The sequence below is a fragment of the Tepidanaerobacter sp. GT38 genome (assembly GCF_021991635.1).
Classification (GTDB): Bacteria; Bacillota; Thermosediminibacteria; order Thermosediminibacterales; family Tepidanaerobacteraceae; genus DTU063.
Window position 1 is genome coordinate 1 of sequence record NZ_JAFFJA010000078.1, and the last position, 19,373, is coordinate 19,373.

Consider the following 19,373-nt stretch of genomic DNA (forward strand, 5'->3'; position numbering starts at 1 on the left):
CTACAACAACTTGACGCGATCTTGATATCCACATGTGTTTGACAAATTCAGTAAAAGGCGTCTATAATATAGACAGATACTATTGCAAGGGGGAATCTAGGTGTGAAAGGCCTTAGCTGGGATGAGTTCCAGGACACAGTTGCTGATTGTTTAATCAGGCACAAGAGCATTCTTGATGTGCTGACTAAATTCCAGGAAACTACTGCAAGGGTCAATCGTGCTGTGTCTAAATCCGTGACGAACTGCGGTTGTATACAAATAAATGCAAAAAAACAGCAAGTCCCCAGTGAAATTCGTCTTTATGAATTGATTTCATATATGGATACCCATACCAAAGGAAAGCTTTGTGATAACTGCCGAGAAATAATAGAGCTTGAAATAGGAAATCATCTTTTCTACCTTGCTGCTTTATGCAATATCTTAGGTTTAAATCTAGAGGATATTTTATGCGCCGAAAATGAAAAACTTTCTACTCTTGGAATATATAATTTATCATAAACATAAGGGAACGAAAACCGTTCCCTTTAGTTTTAGCTTAAACTATGTTATACTTGCCTCTACCGCTTCTTTTATATTCTTTACACCTTCAATCCTCATTTTAATGGATTTTGAAATATCAACAGTGTTTTCGTAGGGAACTATTGCCCTTGAAAATCCTAGCTTATATGCTTCTTGAATTCGCTTTTCTACATAACTTACAGCCCTTACCTCGCCGGCAAGGCCTACCTCACCGATTATGACTGTGTCTTCTGATATGGGACGGTTCTTAAAACTAGAAGCTATGGCTGCTACAACTGCAAGATCAGCCCCCGGCTCTTCAACTTTTATTCCGCCCGCTACATTTATGTAAATGTCTTCCTGACTTAGCATATATCCCAATTTCTTCTCCAAAACCGCAATTAAAAGTGCAGCTCGATTATAATCTATACCGGAAGTCTGGCGTCTTGCTAGATTAAAACCGGACCTGGAAACTAAAGCTTGAACTTCAACTAAAAGGGGTCTGGTCCCTTCTAAAATGCATACTACTGCAGATCCGGCAGTATCGGGAAGTTTGCCAGACAGTAAGTACTTGGACGGACTGCTTACCTCAACTAAGCCTGAATCTTTCATTTCAAAAATTCCTATTTCATTGGTAGATCCAAACCGGTTTTTGACAGACCTTAAAAGCCTGTAAGAGTGGTATCGCTCACCTTCAAAATAAAGAACTGTGTCCACCATGTGTTCAAGCAGCTTAGGCCCTGCCAAACTCCCTTCCTTAGTCACATGTCCCACAATAAATATGGCCGTATCCGTTTCTTTAGATATACTTAAACTTTTCACGGTAGATTCTCGTATTTGGCTGACACTACCGGGGCCCGATGAAAGCTCAGGGTAATATACCGTTTGTATAGAATCAATAATTGCCAGAGAAGGCCTTAGTTCCTTAATGGCCATTTCAATTAGGTTCATATTGTTTTCTGCCATTATGTACAGGTTCCCGCTTTTTATTTTCAGCCTATCTGCCCTAAGTTTTATCTGCTTTTCTGATTCCTCACCCGAAATGTAAAGGACACTTTTTTTCTGGCTTAAGTTGCCGCAGATTTGAAGCATGAGCGTAGATTTTCCAATACCGGGATCACCGCCAATTAATATAAGACTTCCTGGAACTATGCCTCCACCCAGCACTCGATCCAGTTCTTCAATTGATGTCAAAATCCTTTCATCCTCAGAATAATTGATGCTATCCAACAACTCCGGTCTTTTGTACTCCCGGGTAAACTTTTTTTCCGGCAAAACCGCTTCCTCAACAATACTGTTCCAACTGCTACATTCCGGGCACCGCCCCATCCATTTCGGGACAATTGCACCGCATTGCTGGCATACAAAGCGTTTTTTTTCTTTCAAAACTTCCCCTCCAGTTTAAGAAAAATAGGCAGCAAAGGCTAAAGAAATCCTTGCTGCCTTAAAGGAATAACTTAATAACTTAGGTGCCTGGCACCTCTGCAGGTTCTTTGTTGGTAAATGTAAGTTCGTCATCTTTTACATCAACTACTACCACATTGCCCGTTGAAATATTGCCTTTCAAGATCTCCTCTGAAAGCCTATCTTCAATGCGCTTTTGAATTACACGGCGAAGAGGTCTTGCGCCAAACATGGGATCAAAGCCCTCTTTTGCCAGTAAGTCTTTGGCTGCATCTGACACTTCAATTGATACTCCCTTTTCAGTAAGCCTGTTGTTGACCTCATTTAGCATAAGTGTAACAATAGCCCGAATGTGTTCCTCGTTGAGGGAGTGGAAAACTATAATTTCATCTATGCGGTTTAGAAATTCAGGTCTGAAGGTCCTCTTTAGCTCTTCTAAAACTCTATCCTTCATTTCATTATAATCTTTCGCCTCATCTTTAACCGGTTCAAATCCCAGCACTTTTGTCTTTTGTATGAGATTTGCGCCTACATTTGAGGTCATTATGAGTACGGTATTTCTAAAGTCCACCGTTCGACCTTTGGAGTCGGTTAATCTGCCGTCTTCAAGAATTTGTAAAAGAATGTTGAATACATCAGGATGGGCTTTTTCTATTTCGTCAAAAAGCACTACCGAGTATGGTCTACGGCGAACTTTTTCGGTAAGCTCCCCGCCTTCCTCATAGCCTACATATCCTGGAGGTGCACCCACCATTCTGGATACTGCAAATTTTTCCATGTATTCTGACATATCCAGTCTTATCATAGCATTTTCATCGCCGAACATGGCATCGGCCAAAGCTCTAGCAAGTTCTGTTTTGCCAACGCCGGTGGGCCCCAAAAAGATGAAAGAACCAATGGGCCTTGAAGGATCTTTCAAGCCTGCATAAGCCCGGCGTATAGCCCTCGCTATAGCCGCTACAGCCTCGTCCTGGCCTATAACCCTCTTGTGCAAAATATCTTCCATATTGAGGAGACGTTCAGACTCTCCTTCGGTCAAACGCTTAACCGGTATACCTGTCCAGCTAGCTACAATCTCTGCAATATCTTCTTCCGTCACCGTAGAGTTGTCTAACTTATGGTCTTTCTGCCACCGCTGTTTTAATTGTTCAAGTTTTGCTTTGGTCTCCTGCTCTCTATCCCTGAGACTTGCAGCTTTTTCAAACTCTTGAGCCTTAATTGCCGCATCTTTTTCCTTGCGTATAGCTTCTAGCTCATCTTCCACTTCTTTCAGTTCCGGAGGAGTGGTAAGGGTCTTTAAGCGAACTCTAGAGGCTGCTTCATCGATGAGATCGATAGCCTTATCCGGTAAAAATCTGTCGGTAATATATCTGTGAGAGAGCTTTGCCGCAGCTTCCAGTGCTTCATCAGAAATCTTTACTCTATGATGAGCTTCATACCTATCCCTTAAGCCTTTTAAAATCGCAATGGTATCTTCTACGGTCGGTTCATCAACGGTTATGGGTTGGAAGCGCCGCTCTAGAGCAGGATCCTTTTCCACATGTTTTCGGTACTCGTCAAGGGTTGTTGCTCCTATTGTCTGGATTTCACCTCTAGCAAGGGCAGGTTTTAGTATGTTAGATGCATCAATTGCTCCCTCTGCTGCACCGGCTCCTATAATCGTATGCATTTCGTCGATAAAGAGTATTACGTTGCTTGCCTGTTTAATCTCAGCCATAACTTTCTTTAGCCGTTCTTCAAATTCACCGCGGAATTTGGTTCCAGCTACAAGGGACGCCATGTCCAGGCTTACAACCCTTTTATCCTTTAAAATCTCTGGCACATCCTGCTCTACGATTTTTTGCGCAAGACCTTCTACCACTGCAGTTTTACCTACACCGGGTTCACCGATAAGGCAGGGGTTGTTCTTGGTACGCCTGGAAAGGACTTGTATTACTCGCTCGATCTCTTTTTCCCGGCCTATTACAGGATCAAGTTTTCCCTCAGAGGCAAGTTCTGTCAAATCTCGGCCGAATTGATTAAGAGTTGGAGTATTGGCTGCTTTTTTCGGGCCTCCCTGGCCTTTTGGGTCTCCCAAAAGGCTTAATACCTCTTTTTGTGCTTTTTCAAGACTTATTCCTAAGTTATTTAACACCTGAGCGGCAACACCTTCACCTTCTCGAATGAGCCCAAGTAAAATATGTTCTGTGCCTACATAATTATGGCCTAGTTTCCTTGACTCATCCACGGCAAGCTCCATAACCCTTTTTGCCCTTGGTGTGTAACCAATAGGCCCTTGAATTACAAAGGGACCTACTCCTATCATATTCTCTATTTGACTTCTAACTTTGTGTAAATCTATTCCAAGATTGGCCAAAGCTCTGGCCGCTACACCTTCACCTTCTCTTATCAAACCTAAGAGCAGATGTTCAGTGCCAACCACATTGTGATTTAGACGACGAGCTTCTTCCTGAGCATAGGCAATCACTTTTTGAGCACGCTGTGTAAACTTTCCGTTCATAATTTCACCTCACCTTTGCATTTTTTCTCTTATAAAATTGGCCCTATAGAGATCTCGTTCCATTGGAGTAGTTGCATTTTTGGACATTTCCTGAATATATGCTGGGCCTGTCATGATAAATAACTCGTTTAATACAGATGGACTTAAATCCTTAATAATACCCATGTCAACACCTAATCTCACATCAGATATATAAGACAAAGCTTCCTGTGATGAAACGAGTTTGGCATTTGTCAGTATTCCATAGGACCTTAGGATTTTGTCCTCCAGGCGCAGTCTGGCCTCACCTGATAAATTCTGTCTGGTTTTGCGTTCGCTCATTATTATTTGACGGGCAACACTGACTACATTTTGTATAATATCTTCTTCTGATTTGCCTAAAGTTATCTGATTGGAAATCTGATATAAGTTGCCCTTGGCTTGAGAGCCTTCACCGTATATGCCTCTTACTACGAGTCCCAATTGGGATATGGTGGAGAAAATTTGACCGGTTTTATCCATCATTGTAAGTGCAGGTAGATGCATCATTACAGATGCTCTCATACCGGTGCCTACATTTGTGGGACATGCAGTCAAATACCCGATTTTTTCATCAAAGGCAAAATCAAGCTTTTCTTCCAGCAGATCGTCAATCCTGTCAATTTCTTTTAGTGCCTCATCTAGCTGAAGTCCGGGCAGCATCACCTGTATCCTCAAGTGGTCTTCTTCATTTATCATTATGTTTATAGTTTCATCTTGGTTAACTATAACAGCTCCCTTTTCAGAGTTGGACAGATCCATACTTATTAGATGCATTTCGGAAAGCATAGTCTTTTGAACCGGTGTCAGTTCACTCATATTATATAGCTCAATTTGTCTGGAAAGTACCGGATTTTCCTTTAACGTCAAATATACGTCACTTACTATTTTTTTTGCTTCACTATCTGACAGAAGATGGGGGAATGGGACATTCTTTAAATTGCGAGCAAATCTGACCCTGCTGCTTATGACAATGTCGCTGTCCGGGCCAGGAGAATTAATCCATTTTATCCTGGAAGTATCCATTATGCTTTCAATACCCATCCGACCATCTCCTAGCTATTATGTTTATTCTGTTCCAATTCTTTTATTTTGTCTCTTATTACAGCTGCACGTTCATATTCTTCCGCATTTATAGCTTCCTGTAATTCCCTCTTTAGCCTGTTTATTTCCTGTCTTATCCGAAGCTGACCCCCAGTCCTCTTGGGCACTTTGCCAACATGAAAGGTTTTGCCGTGAATTCTGCGCAGCATTGGGTCCATCTGACCCCTAAAGGTATTGTAACACTGGCTGCAACCAAAGCGACCTGTATCGGAGAAAGCTTGAAAAGTCAAACCACAGCGATCGCATTTTAATTCATCTGAAATGCCCATGGTACTTTGGCTAGCAGGTTCAAAAAAGCTTGACAGGAGTTTTGCTACGGAAAAACCTGTATCATCAAAACCAAATCCGCTTAAACCCGTTGAAAATGATATATGCTTTTTCTTTGCACATTCTTCACAAAGATGCATTTGAGTTTTTTCATTGTTGACTATCTTGGTTATATGAACAGTAGCGGGCCTCATTTGACACTCTTCACACAACATAATTAATTTCCCCCTTTTCTCGCTTCATGGTCCATTAAAGCTGTAATTACAGCTTTCATAATGCGTGCGCGGACCATATCCTGGTCTGCAGGACTTAACGGCAAATTGTATTTATTTATAGCGGCACATAGAATTCTCATTTCTCTTTCTGTTATTACTTCTTCCTCCCACAATCTCTCAATAATAGCTTTTGCCTCAGAACCGGAAATGGATTCACCTATATACTCAATGATTTCTTTTAAAAACTCGCCTTCCCTTATTTTTAGCTTTTTTATCCGAATATATCCTCCGCCACCACGGCGGCTTTCAACAAAATATCCGCGTTCTAAGGTAAAGCGCGTCGTGAGGACGTAATTTATCTGAGAAGGGGCACATTGGAAGTAATTTGCCATTTCGTTTCGCTGTATTTCCAAAATCCCTTCCGGCATGTCATCAAACATTTTTTTTATAAAGTCTTCGATAATATCCGAAAGGTTTGCCATAGCATCATCCTCTCAACGGGAAGTTTTTGACCTTCTTTGACCTTTAATTATATTATAGTTAAATCTAGAAAAAAATGCAAGTTTTTTATATAAAACTTAAGGGAGGATATTTTGTCCTCCCTCTTACTGTTTCCTTTTTTTCTTAGTGGCAGCAATTTCCTCAGAAATCTCAATAAGGCGGTTTGTCCTTTGTTCCTGATCTTCAAAAGAAGTCCAACCCATTAAGCTTGGAATTATTTCACCATACATAGTATCATCCAGCAGTTGATCCTCTATTAGACTGTCAACCTTTTTCTTATGAACATCCTCAACACGATCGGGTGTTGGACCTACATGAATCTTTTTCCGCGACCTTACCATAGAGTGCCCCTCCTTGAAACTTTGCTTATCTTAAGCTTTTCCTTAAATTAAAACTTAAATTCAAAAAAGGAGGGAACGCGTTATGGTAATATATTCTCTTTATGGCAATATTATTCTTATTCTTTGTTAGCCTGGGCCTCGGCTATTATTTTTTCAGCAATCATTGCAGGAACTTCTTCATAATGGCTGAAACTGGAGGAGAAGGATCCTCTGCCTTGAGTCATTGAACGCAGATCAGTGGCGTAACGGAACATTTCTGCCATTGGCACTTGGGCTTTAATATGCTGCATACCATCTTTAGGCTCCATGCCTAAAACGCGACCGCGCCGTTTATTTAAGTCACCGATAATATCACCCATGTAATTGTCAGGAACAACTACTGTCACATCCATAATAGGCTCCAAAAGTACCGGTTTTGCCTGAGTTGCACCTTTCTTAAAAGCCATGGAACCGGCTATTTTAAAGGCCATTTCAGAAGAATCAACGGGGTGGTAAGAACCATCATATAAGATGGCCTTCACGCCTACCATAGGATAACCTGCCAGGACACCCTCTTTTAACGCTTCTCTGATACCTTTTTCAACAGCAGGCACGTATTGTTTTGGCACTACGCCGCCAAATATTTTGTCTTCAAATTCAAACTCTTTTTCGATTTCTACGGGCTGAATTTCCAGCCAAACGTGACCGTACTGGCCGCGACCGCCGCTTTGTTTTTTATGCTTACCTTCAACTTTAGTGGTGCCGCGAATAGTTTCACGATAGGGCACTGCCGGAGTGCTAAGCACCATTTCAGAGCCAAATTTATTTGAAAGTTTTGCGCTTAAAACTTCTAAATGAATCTCACCCATACCTGACACTAAGAGCTGACCAGTCTCATTGTTCTTTGTAACTTCAAAGGTCTTGTCTTCTTCCATAAGCCTTGTAAGACCAGAGGAGATTTTATCCTCATCACCGGAGGACTTAGGCACTGCAGCAAGTGTCAGTACAGGTTTTGGAAACTCAATAGGTTTAAGTAAGACCGGATTATCTTTTGTAGCAAGGGTGTCATTTGTAGAAGTATTTTGTAATTTAGCCACAGCAGCTATGTCCCCTGCATATACTTCAGTGACATTTTCTTGTTTTTTGCCTTTTAAAACATAAACCTGCCCGAACTTTTCAGTTTGATCCTGTGTTACATTATAAACTTGAGTATCGGATTTTAAACTGCCTGAAAATACCTTAAACATGGTCAATTTGCCCACATATGGGTCTGCCAAAGTTTTAAATACCAGCGCTGAAAATGGTTCACTGGCACTACACTTTAATGTAATTTCTTCATTGGAGCCTGGTTTTGTTGCTATTTCATCAGGGCGATCTTCCGGTGAAGCCGCATAATTTACAATAGTGTCCATAAGCAGCGTAATACCTTTATTTGTCAGAGATGAACCGCAAAGTATAGGATAGATATCGCCTTTACGCACGCCAACGCTCAAACCTTTTTGGATTTCATCCTGAGTCAGCTCTTCACCTTCAAGATATTTCATCAGAAGCTCATCATCAGTTTCTGCTACAACTTCCATTATCATTGAACGGTAGTTTTCCATCTCGTCTTTTAATTCGTCGGGAATCGGACATTCTTTTACGCTCTTTCCATCAAAAGTATAGGCTTTCTGTGCCACAACATCTACAACGCCTTTAAAGTTTGCTTCAGAACCTATGGGAAGTTGGAATGGAACAGCTTTAGAACCGAATAATTCACGAATCTGGTCTAGCACTTTATTGAAATTTGCATTTTCGCGATCCATCTTATTTATGAAAAATATGCAAGGCAAGCCGGCATCCTTTGCATATTTAAACACTTGCTCAGTGCCTACTTCTACGCCAGACACGGCACAAGTTACTATAACCGCATTTTCCACAACTCTTAATGTACTTTTTACTTCACCTACGAAGTCAAAATATCCCGGAGTATCAAGGACATTTATTTTTATGTTTTTCCACTCACAGGGGGCAAGTGAGGTGCTTATTGAAATTTTTCGCTTTATCTCTTCCGGATCGTAGTCGCACACAGTATTGCCATCGTCTATTTTACCCAGGCGATCAGTAGCTCCTGAATTGTACAGCATAGCTTCGGCTAAAGATGTCTTTCCTGAACCGCTGTGACCAACGAGACCTACATTTCTTATCATGTCACTTTTATAGTTTTTCAAATCCGATCTCCTCCTTAAAGTTGACTTACCGAAATGAAAAATTATAAGTACGCTACGTATATTAATTCTACTTATGTAAACCGTTTTCCTGCTAAAAAAATTGTGGAAAATCACTATTATGAAAATAATATCACAAACAGCACCTTTGGGCAACTGAAGTTGACAGCATTTTTTTTTATTTGTTATAATAGAGTGGCGAAAAAATATAAACATTTGACTATTCGCTGAATCTGGTCTATGTGACTGGAGCGGGGGAACCACATTTTGGGGTGTATCTTTATCATAAAGTAGGGCTACTCTTCGGCCCGAACCCGTCAGCTAACCTCGTAAGCGTTTGAAGAGGAGATTGATAGTTAAAATTTTATTGTGATTCCAAAAAGCTATGGATCTCCATGGCTTTTTTTATTTATTAAGCTAAATCGAGAAAGGAGGTTGTCTCTTTGATAAGCTTTAAAAATGTTACTAAAAGATACGATAATTTTGTTGCTGTTGATAACTTAACGTTAGATATTAATAAAGGAGAATTTATCGTTCTAATCGGCCCCAGTGGCTGTGGTAAAACAACTACTTTGCGCATGATTAATCGCTTAATCGAACCTACCGAAGGAGCTATTTACATCAAGGGAACTGATATTAGTAAAATCGATGCAGTAGAACTTAGACGGAATATCGGCTATGTTATACAGCAAATTGCGCTTTTTCCTCACATGACTATTGCTCAAAATATAGGTCTTGTACCATATTTAAAAAACTGGCCCGAAAAGAAGCGTAAGCAACGGGTAGAGGAATTACTTGAGTTTGTGGGCATGCCTCCGTCAGAGTTTTATAACCGCTATCCCAATGAATTAAGTGGCGGCCAGCAGCAACGAATTGGCGTAGCCAGAGCCCTGGCAGCAGATCCGGAAATTATATTAATGGATGAGCCTTTTGGAGCTGTTGACCCTATTACAAGGACTACGCTGCAGGAAGAATTATTGCGGATGCAGGACAAGCTTGAAAAAACCATTGTTTTTGTAACACATGATATGGACGAAGCTTTAAAACTTGCCGATAAAATAGCCATTATGAAAGACGGCAAGGTGCTTCAATATGACAGTCCAGATCAGCTTTTAGTAAATCCCGCCCATGGCTTTGTGGAAGAATTCATCGGCAGGGACAGACTGCTTAAGCAGCCGGAGTATATTAATGTTAAAGATATTATGATAAAAAATCCCGTCACTATACTTCCGGAAAGGACTTTGACCTATGCTTTAGAAAAAATGCGCCTGGAAAAGGTTGACAGCCTCATGGTCGTCGATGAATCAGGCAGGTTTATTGGGCTTACTACTGCCAAGGATGTGCTGGAAAACTTTGATAGAGCAGAAAGGGTTTCCGAGATATTAACAACCAATGTCCACTATGTAACAGAAGATGCAAATATAAGTCAAGTACTGTCAATTATGGCACAAAAGCAGGTTGGCTATGTCCCGGTTATTAGTGAAGATAATAAATTGACAGGTCTTATAACAAGGTCCAGCTTGGTCAATGTCCTGGGGCAACGCTTAACAGTGTGAAGGGAGTGTGAAATGTGACACTGTTTAACTTCTTTATCAATAATCCTGATACTGTATTTCGTCTCATACTTGAACACTTACAGCTAACAGGGTCTGCGATACTTACAGCAATAATTATTGGAGTTCCGCTGGGCATTGCCTTAACCCGAAATAAACATTTAGCTAACATTATGCTTGCTGTAACAAGTGTATTTCAGACCATTCCCAGCATCGCCTTCTTTGGACTGCTCATACCTTTTTTGGGCATTGGCAAGAGGACTGCCATATTGGTGCTTTTCCTTTATGCACTGTTGCCTATAGTAAAAAACACTTACACCGGCATTAAAGAGGTATCACCTTTTATGATTGATGCAGGTCGGGGCATGGGCATGACCAACATGCAAATACTCCGCATGGTAGAATTGCCTCAGTCTCTCTCAGTTATAATGGCAGGAGTCAGGATTGCGACAGTAATCAATATCGGCACTACCACTATTGCCGCATATATTGGTGCAGGTGGCCTCGGTGAATTGATTTTTACCGGAATACAAATGTACAGAAATGAGATGATATTAGCAGGGGCCTTACCGGCAGCTTTGCTTGCAATCTTGGCTGACCAAGTGTTGGGATATGTTGAGCTTATGCTGACACCAAAGGGGCTTCGCAAAAAAAGGTAAATTTAAGGAGGGGTTATAATTGAAAAAAAACTTGAGGACGTTAGCTTTTGTATTGCTGATTGGTATATTTTTATTGACGGGTTTAACTGGCTGTGGCGGCTCAAAAGCGCCTGAAGAAATACGAATTGGGGGCAAAAACTTTTCTGAACAGTTTATCATGGCTGAAATGCTGAGCATTCTCATAGAGGAAAACACCGACTTAAAGACAAGTGTACAGACCAATCTTGCGGCAAACGTTATCTTTAATGCCATAAAATCAGGCCAAATAGATTTATACTTAGAGTATACGGGCACAGGCCTGATAAATTTGGGAATGGAGCCGATGACGGATCCAGATGAGGTTTATGAAATCGTGAAAAAGGAATTCGATGAGCAGTTTAATATAAAATGGATGAAGCCCTATGGTTTTAACAACACCTATGCTATGGTAGTAACTAAAGAAACAGCTGAAAAATACAATTTAAAGACCATATCCGACATGGCCAAAGTAGCCAATGAGTTGACTCTCGGCTGCACGTATGTATTTATTGAAAGAGATGACGGCTATCCCGGTCTCAGCAAGCATTACGGCTTTGAATTCAAAGATGCAAAAGGCATGGATCCTTCATTAATGTATCAAGCCCTTGTTCAGGGCAGTGTTGACGTAATAAGTGGTTTTGCTACCGATGGTCGAATTGCCGCTTTTGATTTGGTGATCTTAGAAGATGATAAGCAGTTCTTCCCACCATATGATGCAACTACTATAGTGCGCGGGGAAGTTTTAGAGAAACATCCGGAATTAGAGGAAGTGCTAAATAAATTAGCCGGCCGCATTGATGATGCTAAAATGGCAGAGCTAAATGCAGCAGTAGATTTATACAAGCGGGAGCCAAAAGATGTTGCCCGAGAATTTTTGAAAGAAGAAGGATTAATATAGTCAAAAAAAGGACTGGCCACGCCAGTCCTATATTTGTGTGTAATTGGGAGCTTCTTTGGTAATATATATGTCATGCGGATGACTTTCTCTCAAGCCCGCATCGCTTATCCTGATGAATTTGGCTTGCTTTAGTTCTTGAATGTTTTTAGCTCCACAGTAACCCATACCAGCCCGCAAACCGCCTACCAGCTGGTATACGGTTTCTGAAAGGGGCCCTTTATATGGAACTCGTCCTTCAACGCCTTCAGGCACCAGTTTCTTGACATCTTCCTGGAAGTATCTGTCTTTACTGCCCTCTTCCATTGCTGCCATAGAGCCCATGCCGCGGTATACTTTGAAGCTGCGGCCTTTATAGATTTGAATTTCCCCGGGACTTTCCTCAGTGCCGGCAAACAGACTACCAATCATTACAGTATCAGCCCCGGCTGCTATAGCCTTTACTATATCACCTGAGTACTTGATTCCTCCGTCGGCAATAATAGGTATGTTGTATTTTGCCGCCTCCTGTGCGCAATCATAAATAGCCGTCACTTGGGGAACTCCTATCCCCGCTACTACTCTCGTAGTGCATATGGAGCCAGGGCCCATGCCAACTTTTACCGCATCTGCCCCAGCCTTTATCAAATCGCGAGTAGCATCAGCCGTAGCTACATTTCCTGCTATGACCTGAAGTTCCGGGTAATGCTCTTTAATTCTATTTACTGCCTCCATGACGCCTTTGGAATGCCCATGGGCAGTATCCACAACTACAACGTCCACCTTAGCTTCTACCAATGCCTTCAGGCGATCTTCCATGTCTCTTGTAACTCCCACAGCTGCACCTACCAGCAGCCTTCCTTTTTGATCTTTTGCTGAGTTGGGATATTTGATGGCTTTTTCAATGTCTTTAATTGTTATTAACCCTTTCAGATTAAAGTCCTCATCGACTATGGGGAGTTTTTCTATCTTGTGCTTTTTGAGGATTTCTTTGGCCTCATCAAGGGTAGTACCTTCAGGTGCCGTCACCAAGTTGTCTTTGGTCATAACTTCCCTAATTTTTTTGCTCTTGTCTTCTTCAAAGCGAAGGTCCCTATTAGTCAGAATGCCCACTAACTTAGTCCCCTCGGTAATGGGCACACCGGATATTTTATACCGCTCCATAAGCTCTAAAGCTTCTCCAATGAGGTTATCCGGTGATAGATAAAAGGGATCAACTATAACCCCGTGTTCCGAACGCTTAACCTTGTCCACTTCCAAGGCTTGCTTTTCAATAGACATGTTTTTATGGATAATGCCTATACCGCCCTCTCTGGCAATGGCAATAGCCAGACGGGCCTCTGTTACAGTGTCCATTCCTGCACTGATAATAGGTATGTTTAGTTTTATTTTATTAGTCAATCGAGTGGAAATATCCACGTCTTTTGGCAATACCTCGGATTTTGAAGGTATTACCAGGACATCGTCAAAACTTAAACCCTCCTTGACAAACTTATCCAAAAAATCGCCCCCAGTAATTTATCTACGATTATTATTCCAAAGTTTATCAAAGATTAGTATCAGTGTCAACAAGGACTGAGGGCATTTTTCCTTTGCAAAACCGTTCACGTGACATCATCAAGGTATTGATTGGGGCGCAAAATCTTGGTATATTATTGGTATAGTTGGTATTTGGTATAAGAAGCAATAAAGGGGAGTAGTTCGGGCTTTTGCCTTTGAAAGTCCAACATGCTGGCAAATCCTTTGCCTGGGCTTTCACCGCTTGCGGGAATGAGACCTTTATTCCAGTTTAATTATTTGGAATAGAGGTCTTTTATTTTTTGTCGAAAGGGGGAATTATACAGATTAGAATCAAATCACACCTAAATTTATTATGTTCATAGCACTTTATTCTGCAGTTTCTAACTCGTTTTTGTTAATTGTACCGGAAAGAGAGATTTAATTACTAACAAAAGATGAGGTGTTTTCTTTGGACTTAAAACTTTTTCTTATGGCTTTTGGGATGTTATTCCTAGCAGAACTTGGCGACAAAACACAGCTTGCCGTATTTACTCTAGTAACACAGTATAAAAAGCCCTTGCCTATTTTCTTGGGAGCTTCTCTTGCACTGGTCCTCGTTACATTTATCGGTGCCTTATTCGGAGAACTGGTGTGCAGATATATTCCCCAGACATACCTAAAACTGGCAGCGGGGATTCTCTTTGTGGGCATAGGCATCTTTGTCCTCATTGAAGCAATACCTCAAGTACTGCATCAACTGGGTCAAGGATAATATAACGGTAAAATTTTTCACTATAAATTTCAACCTTAAAATCTATAGCCAGATTACATAAATGAGATTATGTGACATTTTGGTTCCATAATCTCATTTTTTATTTTTATATTCTATTTTAAAAACATTTTATCCATTGACAAAGGTAGCATTTAGTGCTTTAATTAGATACGTACATTTTATAATTTTGTTTTTGTATTGTTCGTTATTTAGTTAATTTTATTTCTCAAAGGAGGAGTTATCATGCCCACTTTTGGAGTCCTTATGATTATCTTAAGCCTTACACTTATGGGCTCAATTACCTGGTTAAGTTACCTTTTTAGTAAAAGGAAAATACAAAGCAGCGACTCATATTTTACCGCAGGCCGAAACATCACTACAGCATTTATGACCGCAACTTTCATAGCCTATGCCGTAGGGACTGGCCTAATTTTCTCTCCGGGAGAAATGGCATATTTACAAGGGCTTACATCTATGATAGGATACGGCCTTGCCATTTCTTTATCATATATTGCTTTTTTGCCGGTTTCAGGTCGCATTAAAGAATTGATTCCTGAAGGTAACACCATCGGAGAATATGCCAAAGTCAGATACGGAAATCTAATGTATGTTGTTGTGCTTTTTGTCAGCATTGTTTATATGTTTTGTTTACTAGCTGCTAATCTCATAGGTGCAGGTATTGCTTTTAATTACATAGGTCAGGTACCTATTCATATAGGTGTTTTAATTATCGGTGTCCCTGTTATCATATATACTACTTACGGCGGGTTAGGCGCTGCAATATTTACAAACGGATTGCAGGCTATCCTCATTACTCCAATGCTTTTCATAACTGCCATCATAGCCTTTAAAAATTCCGGCGGCCCTGTAGCCATATACAGCGGAATACAAGAGCACGCTCCGGAGTTCCTCAATGTGTTTAATCCAAGCGGAATGGAATTTGCCCTTATGATCATCATAGCCGTATCTGCAGCAGAGCTCTTAAATCAGGCCCTGTGGCAGCGAGTATATTCTGCAAAAGATATTAGAGTTGTGAAAAAGGGACTGCTCAGTTCATCTTTAATGACTTTCCCAATGACAATTATTGCTGCATCTTTTGGGCTAATGGCAGTAGCCTACAATATGGAATTGCCCCATCCCTCTATTGCCACTGCCCTTATGGCCCATCACCTTTTGCCCCCATGGGCTTCAATGATATTTATGATGATAGTGGTCCTTGCAGCAACTTCTACGGCTTCCGACGCCCTAGCAGGTTTTTCATCTATAGCTTCTCTTGATATAATCAAAAGCTTTATGCCTAATTTAGCTCCAGAAAAGGCCGTGTTCGTTGGCAGAATCTCTACCATCGTCTTTGGAGTCGGGGCAATGCTAGTTGCCTTTAAAGCTCCGTCCATCCTGTTTTTATTGCTGACAGCCGACTTGGTAGCTGCCGCAGCTGTTATTCCAGTTATTGCGGGGCTGTTTAGCCCTAACATCAGCGGCAGTGCTGCAGCAGCGGGTACAATTCTAGGAATTTTACTGGGTCTTCCATTGTTCCTTAACAATCAAAACCTATTAAGTTTTACGACTGCCATCATCGTTTCTTCGGCTGTTATATTTGCCTATGCTAAAATTTCACCTGCAAAATTTGACTTTAATAAACTTAAAGAACATATAAAAGCCGTTGATTAGGGGAGGTTAATATGATTTATTCAGCAAATTTTTTCAGTATACTTATGTGGGTTTGCTTAATTGGTTTAATAGTGGATTTCGGTTTTCAGCTTTGGTACAACATAGTCGACTTTAAAAACAAGACCTTATGGTAAAGTAAAGGAGTGCATTTATATGGATCGCAATGAAGCCAGGAAAAAAGTGTGGGAAGAATTAAGGAAGGTAGCTAAGCCTGATTCAAGATTTCATTGGAATTTTGCAGAATTTATAGCTGATTACGAAGGCAGTGACAAAGGCGCCGAGTTTATTAGAAACTTGGACATTTACAAGAATGCCCGGGTAATATTTATAACTCCTGACAACAATATGGAACGGCTCAGAGAATTTGTCATCAAAGACAAAAAAACATTGCTCACTACAACTTATGGCATAAACCGCGGGTTTCAGGTAATTTACCCCGGAGATGTTCCAGAAGGCATGGAAGAGCTGGCTACTACTTTAGATGGCATGGAAAAATTCATGAAGCCCATTTCGCTAAAAGAGATTAAGGCAAAGCTTGAAAAAGTTGATTTGCTGGTGACAGGCGCTTCCGCCATCACTCCTTCCGGAATCCGATTCGGCAAGGGACATGGATATTTTGACTTAGAATGGGCAATGCTGTGGGAAATCCAGGCCGTAGATTCCAAAACACCTGTAATCGCCGCAGGTCACGACTGCCAAGTTGTTGACATAGATATAGAAATTACTCCTTATGATACTATCGTAGATTATATTGTTACACCTACTAGAGTAATAAATACAAATTCTAATATTCCCAAACCATCACAAGGCGTAATTTGGGGAAAATTAGAACAAGGCATGATTGAAAACATTCCGCCACTGAAGGAATTATATGAATTAAAACACAGGTAATAAAAAGGGGCTGTTTTAGCCCCTTTTTATGGTAATCTCCTTCATTTTAGCATATACTTTTTTGCAATTCCCTCACCATCAAAGCCATAGCTCCATTTTCTGTAACATTTCGCAATATCCAAGCCTTTACATAATGTCCTGCATCACTTAATATTATTTATTTTTTTCCCTTCCTTTAGGCAATCTAGCTGGGGATTTAAGATAATCAAGTCCCCTGGGGCAAGGCCCTTTGTTATAACTACGTGGCTATCGTTTTCAAATCCGGTTTCTACAGGCTGTATTTTAGCTTTGCCACCTTCTACTTTCCACAAAGCTTTGCCTTTCTCATAGGGAAATAGAGCATTTTTGGGGACAGCTAGGACATCTTCCCTTTTATCTGTAGTAAATTCAACATCCAATTCGATTCCGGCAAATACGCGAAAGTTTTCAGGAAACTCAGGCTTTATAGTTACTTTCACCCTGCTTTCTTCAAGGCCCAAGGCTGATATCATATCGACTGCAGCAGGTGCAATTTTTTCCACTACTCCTTCAAAAGAAACATCTTCACCTTTTCTATCTTGAATCAGTTTTACTTTCATGCCTTCTGTAACACTTGCTGCTGATTCTGCAAGGATAAAAACCTCTACCAAGTACTCGTCACCTGTAAAAATGTCCAGTAGTTTCAGACCAGGGTTCACCACATCGCCTTTTGTCACAGCAAGATTTGCCACGATTCCTTCTGCCGGAGCAGTAATGCGGCATTTTTCTATGCGATATTTAATGAGTTCCATTTGCGACCGCAGGGCTTCCACTCTTCCTGCATAAAACTGCTCTGAACCACTGGTTGGCTCAGATGATTCATAAAGCAGTGCTAGGGCTTCTTCTTGCTGCCTAAGGTTTAGCTTTGCAGTCTCCAGCATATTTTGTGCATCTTCATATTCTTTTGCCGAAACTGCACCTTCCTGATACAAGTTTTCTATTCTCTTAAAATCCTCTTCAATTGCCGCAAGATCCAGCTTAGCCTTTTCTACTAAAAGCTCCTGGCTTTTGATACTTGATTCTAAAGGTTTTCTATACCTATCAGCTTCTTCCCCTTTAAGGCTTGTAAGTTCTGCCTCCATCTGCTTAAGCTGAAACTCTAATTCCGTAGAATCCACTACCGCTAGTAAATCATTTTTGCTAACCTGCTTACCTTCTTCCACATTAAGCTTTACAATCTCACCGCTTATGAGACTATAAACGGGGGATTTATCTGCTGGAACTATCTTCCCCTCTTCCACAAATGTGCTTGCTATAGACTGCGGCTGTATCTCAAGCAGCTCTGCATTAAGTGGTTTTGTAGATTGATATAAAATAGCAGCAACCAGAATGATACCTATAATAATTACTCCGACAAATTTAACTTTCCCCTTCACATTCCTCACTCTCTTCCTTTAGTTTTTACTCCTCGCCTACACAAACAAAGGCAGCATATAGGGCATGCATATACCTTTTTCCATTCTTTACTCTCGGGCTTTTAATACTTCAACTAAACTTAAACTCCTGATTTTCCTTGCTGCAGCTCTTTGGGCTATCCACACTGACAAAGCAGTTACAAAAAAAGCCAGCAGCAAAGCCATAGAGGTAATGCGCTCTGGAATTGTGTACATATCAGTGCTCATAGCTGAAGAAAGGCCTGCCATTAATATTCTTGCCGAAGGCATACCCAGCAACATCGCAGGCACCGCTAGACACCACTGTTCAAAGGTGACTACTGACAGAACTTCTTGAGGCGTCATGCCCAGGACCATCATGGAAGCCAGTTCTCGGCTTCTCTCCGATAATGTAATGACAGAGGAACTGTAAATTATAGCAAAACCTATGATTATACTTATCATTGCATAAGAATAAACCATGCTGCCGTATGAGCCCATCATTTCCCTGAACTTATTGAGCCGTTGGCTCTTCTCATCAATAGAACTTATAGTATCGCTGTGCAGATATTTTTGTCGAAATGAAGCAATACCATCTTTATCGATATTTAGCATACACGAAGTTATAAGACCTTTTTGCTGTAGGAAATCTTGTAGAGCACCGATTTCCATATATGCATTTGTGCCCGAGTATTGAGGTATGATTCCTACTACCTGTAAAACGCCGTCTTTGCCATCTGCTTTCATAACAGTTTCTGCCGTAAGCCTTGTGCCCGGCTCTGCATCAAGTAACTGGGCCAGCCGTTCAGAGAGCAGTAGGCCGTTTTTAGGTGGTGCTACCTTGTTATACTCATTATCCAATATATTATAAAGGCTGCTTTTTTCAGGAAGGCCAAGTATTACCACATCTTTCTCTAGCCACTTGTTTTTTAATGTGACGGGAATTTCCGCCATAGGCTCTACACGGCTTACTCCAGGAAAGGCCGCCAGTTCCCGAACTACATTTTTTT

General features: G+C 41.0%; 17 protein-coding genes and 1 riboswitch. Of the genes, 7 read left to right on the forward strand and 10 right to left on the reverse strand.

From position 1 onward, the window contains the following. The first annotated feature begins 102 nt into the window (after positions 1-102). Positions 103-498 carry a DUF1573 domain-containing protein gene (locus JT739_RS10145; protein WP_237661004.1) on the forward strand — a complete coding sequence of 132 codons (396 nt, stop codon included), beginning with the start codon at positions 103-105 and terminating at the stop codon, positions 496-498. Between the two features lie 42 nt (positions 499-540). Here the strand turns inward: JT739_RS10145 and radA are convergent, their stop codons facing one another. From radA to fusA, 7 genes are all read right to left on the reverse strand, one after another. Next, positions 541-1,884: a DNA repair protein RadA gene (gene radA, locus JT739_RS10150; RefSeq protein WP_237661005.1), complete on the reverse strand. Its 1,344-nt coding sequence runs from the start codon at positions 1,882-1,884 to the stop codon at positions 541-543. Between the two features lie 79 nt (positions 1,885-1,963). Then, entirely contained in the window at positions 1,964-4,402 is a 2,439-nt protein-coding gene (locus tag JT739_RS10155; protein ID WP_237661006.1) for an ATP-dependent Clp protease ATP-binding subunit, read from the reverse strand. Between the two features lie 9 nt (positions 4,403-4,411). After that, complete coding sequence (locus JT739_RS10160; protein ID WP_237661007.1) at positions 4,412-5,464, reverse strand: protein arginine kinase; 1,053 nt, start codon at positions 5,462-5,464, stop codon at positions 4,412-4,414. A gap of 11 nt (positions 5,465-5,475) precedes the next feature. Further along, the gene (locus JT739_RS10165) at positions 5,476-6,006 is read right to left on the reverse strand and encodes a UvrB/UvrC motif-containing protein (RefSeq protein ID WP_237661008.1); all 531 of its coding nucleotides are present in this window, start codon (positions 6,004-6,006) and stop codon (positions 5,476-5,478) included. A 2-nt stretch (positions 6,007-6,008) separates the two neighbouring features. Further along, positions 6,009-6,488, reverse strand: a complete 480-nt coding sequence (locus JT739_RS10170; RefSeq protein WP_237661009.1) for a CtsR family transcriptional regulator — start codon at positions 6,486-6,488, stop codon at positions 6,009-6,011. Positions 6,489-6,611: 123 nt separating this feature from the next. Then, positions 6,612-6,848 (reverse strand): hypothetical protein, encoded by a 237-nt coding sequence (locus JT739_RS10175; RefSeq protein WP_237661010.1) that lies wholly within the window; start codon positions 6,846-6,848, stop codon positions 6,612-6,614. Between the two features lie 116 nt (positions 6,849-6,964). Continuing rightward, positions 6,965-9,037: an elongation factor G gene (gene fusA / locus JT739_RS10180; protein ID WP_237661011.1), complete on the reverse strand. Its 2,073-nt coding sequence runs from the start codon at positions 9,035-9,037 to the stop codon at positions 6,965-6,967. A gap of 212 nt (positions 9,038-9,249) precedes the next feature. Then, a riboswitch (cyclic di-AMP (ydaO/yuaA leader) is annotated at positions 9,250-9,386 on the forward strand. A 91-nt stretch (positions 9,387-9,477) separates the two neighbouring features. Between fusA and JT739_RS10185 the strand changes: the two genes are divergently transcribed. Genes JT739_RS10185 through JT739_RS10195 form a run of 3 tightly spaced genes read left to right on the forward strand, consistent with a single transcriptional unit; the run spans position 9,478 to position 12,162 of the window. Then, complete coding sequence (locus JT739_RS10185; protein ID WP_237661012.1) at positions 9,478-10,590, forward strand: ABC transporter ATP-binding protein; 1,113 nt, start codon at positions 9,478-9,480, stop codon at positions 10,588-10,590. A gap of 14 nt (positions 10,591-10,604) precedes the next feature. Next, the gene (locus JT739_RS10190) at positions 10,605-11,246 is read left to right on the forward strand and encodes an ABC transporter permease (protein WP_237661013.1); all 642 of its coding nucleotides are present in this window, start codon (positions 10,605-10,607) and stop codon (positions 11,244-11,246) included. A gap of 19 nt (positions 11,247-11,265) precedes the next feature. Then, positions 11,266-12,162 (forward strand): glycine betaine ABC transporter substrate-binding protein, encoded by an 897-nt coding sequence (locus tag JT739_RS10195; RefSeq protein WP_237661014.1) that lies wholly within the window; start codon positions 11,266-11,268, stop codon positions 12,160-12,162. A 27-nt stretch (positions 12,163-12,189) separates the two neighbouring features. Here JT739_RS10195 and guaB read toward each other — a convergent pair whose 3' ends face one another. Beyond that, positions 12,190-13,638: an IMP dehydrogenase gene (guaB, locus tag JT739_RS10200; RefSeq protein WP_237661015.1), complete on the reverse strand. Its 1,449-nt coding sequence runs from the start codon at positions 13,636-13,638 to the stop codon at positions 12,190-12,192. Positions 13,639-14,098: 460 nt separating this feature from the next. Between guaB and JT739_RS10205 the strand changes: the two genes are divergently transcribed. The 3 genes from JT739_RS10205 (at position 14,099) to JT739_RS10215 (ending at position 16,972) form a co-directional block, all read left to right on the forward strand. Further along, positions 14,099-14,410 (forward strand): TMEM165/GDT1 family protein, encoded by a 312-nt coding sequence (locus JT739_RS10205; protein WP_237661016.1) that lies wholly within the window; start codon positions 14,099-14,101, stop codon positions 14,408-14,410. Between the two features lie 243 nt (positions 14,411-14,653). After that, the gene (locus tag JT739_RS10210; RefSeq protein ID WP_237661017.1) at positions 14,654-16,081 is read left to right on the forward strand and encodes a hypothetical protein; all 1,428 of its coding nucleotides are present in this window, start codon (positions 14,654-14,656) and stop codon (positions 16,079-16,081) included. Positions 16,082-16,234: 153 nt separating this feature from the next. Further along, entirely contained in the window at positions 16,235-16,972 is a 738-nt protein-coding gene (locus tag JT739_RS10215) for a 5-formyltetrahydrofolate cyclo-ligase (protein ID WP_237661018.1), read from the forward strand. A gap of 143 nt (positions 16,973-17,115) precedes the next feature. Here JT739_RS10215 and JT739_RS10220 read toward each other — a convergent pair whose 3' ends face one another. Then, entirely contained in the window at positions 17,116-18,366 is a 1,251-nt protein-coding gene (locus JT739_RS10220; protein WP_237661019.1) for an efflux RND transporter periplasmic adaptor subunit, read from the reverse strand. A gap of 87 nt (positions 18,367-18,453) precedes the next feature. After that, on the reverse strand, positions 18,454-19,373 hold a 920-nt coding region (locus JT739_RS10225; RefSeq protein WP_237661020.1), incomplete at its 5' end, for an ABC transporter permease.

Bases quoted from the DNA above. Each gene is read 5' to 3' on its own strand.
- JT739_RS10155 (WP_237661006.1), bottom strand. From the start codon at position 4,402: ATGAACGGAAAGTTTACACAGCGTGCTCAAAAAGTGATTGCCTATGCT.
- JT739_RS10165 (WP_237661008.1), bottom strand. From the start codon at position 6,006: ATGTTGTGTGAAGAGTGTCAAATGAGGCCCGCTACTGTTCATATAACC.
- JT739_RS10210 (WP_237661017.1), top strand. From the start codon at position 14,654: ATGCCCACTTTTGGAGTCCTTATGATTATCTTAAGCCTTACACTTATG.
- JT739_RS10175 (WP_237661010.1), bottom strand. From the start codon at position 6,848: ATGGTAAGGTCGCGGAAAAAGATTCATGTAGGTCCAACACCCGATCGT.
- JT739_RS10170 (WP_237661009.1), bottom strand. From the start codon at position 6,488: ATGGCAAACCTTTCGGATATTATCGAAGACTTTATAAAAAAAATGTTT.
- JT739_RS10160 (WP_237661007.1), bottom strand. From the start codon at position 5,464: ATGGGTATTGAAAGCATAATGGATACTTCCAGGATAAAATGGATTAAT.
- JT739_RS10215 (WP_237661018.1), top strand. From the start codon at position 16,235: ATGGATCGCAATGAAGCCAGGAAAAAAGTGTGGGAAGAATTAAGGAAG.